Here is a 5,479-nt window from a genome sequence, read left to right on the forward strand (position 1 = left end):
ACAAACGAGTCGGACTGCGCGTGGACGGCGAACGCTAGCGACCTCCACGACGAACTCGGCATCGATGACCGCCGCGGACTCAACCTCACCGTCACGCGGGACGGGACGGTCCAGCCGCTCGAATCGAACGGGAACGTCACCGAGATGCACGCCGGGTCCGCGCCGCCGCGGACGGAGAGCGTCTCGGCCGCCAGTCGCATCGTGACGATCGACGATCCCGAGAGCCCGGGGGATCCCGAGACCTACCGGCTCACGCTGCGGGTGTGGTGAGATGTTCGTCGAACACCTCCCGGACGACCGCGGGCAGGCCCACACGTTAGAGGCGTTCACGGCGGCGCTGCTCTTGGTCGCCGGCCTCATCTTCGCGACGCAGGCGACGGCCGTCACGCCGCTGTCCGCGAGCACGTCGAACCAGCACGTCGAGAACCAGGCGGCGATCGCCGCACAGGACGTGCTGACGACGACCGGAGAGAGCGGGAACCTGACGGCCGCGCTGCTGTACTACGAGGACGGCGAGTTCGTTGACAGCGGCGACGAGACGAGTTACTCGGGGGTCCCGCCGGCGTCGCACCCGCTCCACGATCCGCTGACGGAGGCGTTCGGCGACCGCCAGATCGCCTTCGACATCGAGGTTTTCTACCCCGAGGACGGCGGAAACAGGACGGGCGACACCACGATGGTCGACATGGGATCGCCGAGCGACAACGCGGCCACCGCGAGCACGCGCGTGGCGCTGTACGGCGACGACCGGTTGTTCAACGCCAGCGTCGACGACCCGGGCGACGCGACGTACTCCGGGCCGCGGCTCGCCGAGGAGAGCCAGCATGACTACCTCGCGCCCTCGGCTGGCGGGAGCGACACGCTGTACACGGTCGTGGAGGTGCGTATCACCGCATGGCAGATGTGAGTTCCCCCGAAGGCGCGGGCGCGAGAACGTCGACGCCGACCCCGACGAGGACCGGGCGCAGATCATTCTGATCACCGGGCTGACGCTCGCGGTCCTCTTCGTCGCGGTCGTGCTCCTGTTGAACACCGTCATCTACACCGAGAACCTCGCGACCCGCGGGGCCGACGCGGGGGGCGCGGAGGCGATCGAGTTCCGTGACGACACCGTCGACGACCTCGCCGGGATCCTCCACCGCGAACACCGGAACCGGAGCAGCGATGACGTCCTCAACGACTTCGACGAGAGCGTAAAGACGTACAGTCACACGGTCGCCGGTCTACGGGCGCGTGACGGAGTGATCGCGAACGTGAGCGTGAACCGCTCCACCGTCGAACGGGGCTACTTCGTCGCGCAGAACGAGACCGAGAGCGGCTTCCGGGACATGACCGCCCCAGACGGCACGACGGCGAACTGGACCGTCGTGAGCGGCGTCGGCCGCACGCGGAACTACCGGCTGACCGTGAACTCGGCATCCGTGTCGGACGGCGAGGACGGGGCGTTCGCTGTCGTGGCCGACGGCGCGGGAGAGAACTGGTCGGTGACGCTGTCAAACGACTCGGCCGACGCGATCGACGTGCGGGTGAGGAACGCGACGGTCAACACTACGAGGACCTTCTCTCATGAGGGGGACGGGAACGTCACGATCGACCTGACCGCCGGCACGGTCGGCGGCCAGCACTTTCCGGAACTCGTCTGGGCCGGGGGCGTTCAGAACGGAAGTGATCCGTCTGACACCTACGATATCCGCCACGAGAACGGCGGCAACGCGACCGGAACGTACAGCTTCGTGGTCGACGAGCGCGCCGGGACCTCCCCCCTCGACGCCTCCTCCCGGCCGTACGTCACCGACGCCGTCTACGGCGTCGACGTGGAGCTCACCCACCGGACGCCGGAGCTGACCTACGGCGACGTGATCCGGCTCGCGCCGGGTGAGCGCGATGCGTGAGGGTCCGGGCGGGACGGACCGCGCCGTGTCGGTCACCGTCGGCTACGTCATGACGCTCGCGGTCTCGACGCTGCTGCTCTCGGGGCTGTTCGTCGCGGGCGGGTCGTTCGTCGAGACGGAGCGCGAGCGCGCCGCGCAGGGCGAACTCACCGTGGTCGGCGAGCGGATCGCGGCCGACCTCGGAACCGTCGACAGAGTCGCGTCGACCGCGTCGCCGCCGCGCGAGAACCTGACCGTCGACCGGCCGCTGACGCTCCCCGACAGGGTGTCAGGAACCGGCTATCGGATCCGGATCGAGGCGACGGGCTCGGCGGGCACGATCGCGCTCGAAAGCGAACAGGCCGACGCGACCGTCGAGGTCCCGTTCCGGACCAGCGAGGGGATCACGGTGCGGAACGCCACGGTACGGGGCGGTGACCTCCGGATCTACTGGGATGCGCCCAGCGGGGTGGACGACGAAGGCGAAGTGGTGGTGAGCGAGCGATGAGGGGGCTCGGCGACGCCGGCTTTCGAGACGACGACCGCGGCGTCAGCGAGACCGTGGGATTTGTCCTGGTGTTCGCGCTGATCGCGACGACGATCGCGGTCACGTTCACCGTCGGGCTCGGCGGGCTGGAGGACGCCCAGCTCGCGGAGCGCGACAACAACGTCGAGCGCGCGTTCGACGTCCTCCACGACAACCTCAACGACCTGAGTCGGGACGGCGTGCCGAATCGGGCGACCGAGATCCGGCTCGGCGGTGGCAGGGTGTCGTTCGACCGCGAATCTGAGTTCCGACTCAACCATACCGGAACGGAAACGGCGATCACTGAGGGCGGATCGATCACATTCCACGGCACGGGCGACACCCGGATCGTCTACGAAAACGGCGCGGTGTTCCGTATGCAAGGAGACGACGGCGTCATGATCCAGGAACCCGACCTGCTCGTCGGAGACACAATCGTCTACTCTCTATACGGACTCACGGGTCCGGCTGACTCAGTGGGCGGGGACCGGACGGTCCTCGTCACGAGCGAGCGAACCGACCGGGACGTTCCGGTCGACGCTCGGGCCAGCGGTGCGAATATTACACTCTCGATCAACTCCTCGCAGGCGAGCGTTTGGGAGCGGTATTACGGCGACCTAGCGGGGGAACACGACAAAATATCGATGACGACAGACGGCCCGGCAGACATTACAGTAACGTTTGTAGCCGACCGCTACGACCGATTCGTCGCACACCGGACCATCGCTGACGTTGGCTTTTCCGACTGAAGTGGTCGCCTTGCCCCCGGCGAGCGATGGCCTACCGCGTTAGTCGTCCTCAATCCGGATCTCCTGTGTCGAGACGTGGAGGTAGTTGATCGTCGGCACCTGTTCGACCTCGTCGAACACCTCCGCGGTCGCGAGCGCCTCGTCGTATCGGATCGTGAAGTGCGCGTCGTCGATGTCGCTGAACCTGTCGACGGTGAGCGCCCCTCGGATGGTGATGTCGCCCTCCGCGTCGTTGACGGCCGCGTTCGGGGCGTACACCACGCCGGTGAGATCGATCGGGGCGTCGTCACCGTCGAACCCTAACTCGTCTGCGTTCGAGAACAGCCAGAACGAGCTGGCGGGTTCGTTCGTGCCGGTCGAGACCGACACGCCGGTGTCGTCGTCGCCGTCACCGATCTGAATGTCCCCGTCCGGCTCGTCGTGGAACACTCTGAGTTCGGCACTCTCTTCGACGGTCACCTCCGAGGCCCCCTCCAGCGAGAGGTCGCCGCCGACGTAGATACGCGCGTTTCCATCGCCTTCGACCTTGATTTTGGTCGGGTTCGCTCCGTCTCCGCTCAGCGAGAAGTCGCCGTCGACGCGCAGGTCCAAGTCGCCGTCGGTGACATTGAGGACCAGCTTACCGCCGGACAGGTCAGCGTTGTCGAACCGAAACCCGGCGTGGCCCCCGCTCGCATTGAGGGTGACGGTCCCGCCGTCGACGGAGAGGTCCCCGTCCGCGCCGGTGTCGTCCTCGTCGCCGTCCGAAGCAATGACTTCGGCGTCCTCGACGCGGTACGTCTCGCTGCCGCCGGAGACGTCGAGTCCATCGGCGACGGACGACCGGCTCGTGATCGGCGTATCGTCGCGGAGGTCGGCCCATGACGAGTAGCTCGCCGCAGTCACGTTGCCGTAACGGGTGTCGTACTTATTGAACGCGCTGAAGACGTATCCCTCAACCGGGTTGGGGTCCTCGATGTCGGCCTGCTGGGTGATGTTCCCGGTTACGTTGATCGGGTGGTTCCCGTTCCGTATCCCGTTCGGATTTGGCTTGATGTCGTACTGCGCGCGGAGGTCGCCTTTGATCGTTACGTACGTCGGGTCGTTCCCCTTCCCGTTCGGGGAGTCGATATCGCCGCCCGCGGAGACGACCGCGTTATCCCGACTCTCGTTGGGGCCTGCCCCACCGGAGTCGTAGCTGTCGGCCGTCAGCGATCCGATCGACCTGAGATTGAACTTGCTGGTTCCAAACGTTCCCATCGAGTACCGGACGCCGTCGCCGCGTAACTCGGACCGCAGCAACACGGTCACGGAGTTCTCACCGCGGTCGACGATCCGGGTGTCCGTCCGGCTCTCGAAGAAGGTGGCCCACCCCTCGTGGTAGTCGCCGGTCACTGTCACCCGGATGTCGTCGACGACCGGGTTCTGAGCGACGTGTCCCTTCGGCGATCCCTCGCTCGTGAGGATGACACCGTCGCCGTCGACCGTCGCGTTCTCCGAGATCGTCACCAGCGGGACGGTGAGCGTCTCACCGCGGTAGTGGAACTCCGGCGCGGAGACCATCCGGCTCCGGTCCCCGTCGCTTCGCCACACGCCGCCGCCCTGATACGCGATCCGCGTTCCGTCGCGTTCGTACACCAGCGCGCCGAGGCTCGCGTTGACTATCTCGTCGCCCGTCTCGTTTTCGGCGATCACCATCCGGCCCGCGTCGTGATCGACGGAGAGGTCGCCGGTGCCGGTGCCGGTGCGAGTACCGAACGAGACGCGCTGGCTCGGCGACCCGCCGTGCGCGACGAGGCTCGCCTTGGAGTCCATCTGCGTCATCGCTCCCTCGACGCGCTGGAGGTCGGCCCGCGTCTGTGAGTCGTCGAGCGCGGCACCGCCGAGCGCGACCGTGGTGCCGACGACCGCGACCGTCAGCCCCAACAGTAACACCGTCCCGAGCACTTCGCTCTGCGCGCGCTCACCCCCGAACATGGCGCGACGTACGGCGAGCGCACGCATAAACGTAGACTCCCGACTATCGCGGCTGAGATCTGGATAGAGGGGCGCGTCCGAGGTCCGGACGCTCGACCGCGGCCGATCGATATTTGCTCGCGGCGCTCCTCTCTGAGACCGTGACCGAGCAACTGTACCTCGACGACGACTCCGTGACGGCGTTCGACGCGACCGTCGAGCGCGCCCTCTCGGACCCGCCGCGGGTCGTCCTCGACCGGACGCACTTCTACCCGACCGGCGGCGGACAGCCCCACGACACGGGCGCGCTGCGAGCGACCGACGGCGACCGCGTCTGGCGCGTGGTCGACGTCGAGAAGCGGGACACGGTGTATCACGCGCTCGGCACGGTCGAGGAC

At 67.3% G+C, this 5,479-nt stretch carries 6 protein-coding genes and 1 pseudogene; 6 read left to right on the plus strand and 1 reads right to left on the minus strand.

The window, feature by feature from the left end; genetic code table 11:
• The 5 genes and pseudogenes from BN903_RS17195 to BN903_RS04700 form a co-directional block, all read left to right on the plus strand.
• Positions 1–270: pseudogene (locus BN903_RS17195) on the plus strand (hypothetical protein); the annotation flags it as partial.
• Position 271: 1 nt separating this feature from the next.
• Entirely contained in the window at positions 272–907 is a 636-nt protein-coding gene (locus BN903_RS04685) for a hypothetical protein (protein WP_048076605.1), read from the plus strand.
• A complete protein-coding gene (locus BN903_RS04690) occupies positions 825–1,892 on the plus strand; it encodes a hypothetical protein (protein ID WP_228841015.1) in 1,068 nt (355 codons plus the stop codon). Before BN903_RS04685 ends, BN903_RS04690 begins: the two co-directional genes overlap by 83 nt.
• Positions 1,885–2,379 (plus strand): hypothetical protein, encoded by a 495-nt coding sequence (locus BN903_RS04695; protein WP_048076606.1) that lies wholly within the window; start codon positions 1,885–1,887, stop codon positions 2,377–2,379. The genes BN903_RS04690 and BN903_RS04695 overlap by 8 nt, the downstream gene beginning before the upstream one ends.
• Positions 2,376–3,146, plus strand: coding sequence for a hypothetical protein (locus BN903_RS04700; RefSeq protein ID WP_048076607.1), 771 nt, complete (start codon positions 2,376–2,378; stop codon positions 3,144–3,146). The genes BN903_RS04695 and BN903_RS04700 overlap by 4 nt, the downstream gene beginning before the upstream one ends.
• A 39-nt stretch (positions 3,147–3,185) precedes the next feature.
• Here the strand turns inward: BN903_RS04700 and BN903_RS04705 are convergent, their stop codons facing one another.
• Positions 3,186–5,102: a hypothetical protein gene (locus tag BN903_RS04705; RefSeq protein WP_048076608.1), complete on the minus strand. Its 1,917-nt coding sequence runs from the start codon at positions 5,100–5,102 to the stop codon at positions 3,186–3,188.
• A 140-nt stretch (positions 5,103–5,242) separates the two neighbouring features.
• Between BN903_RS04705 and BN903_RS04710 the strand changes: the two genes are divergently transcribed.
• On the plus strand, positions 5,243–5,479 hold a 237-nt coding region (locus BN903_RS04710; protein WP_048076609.1), incomplete at its 3' end, for an alanine--tRNA ligase-related protein.

The organism is Halorubrum sp. AJ67 (genome assembly GCF_000513435.1).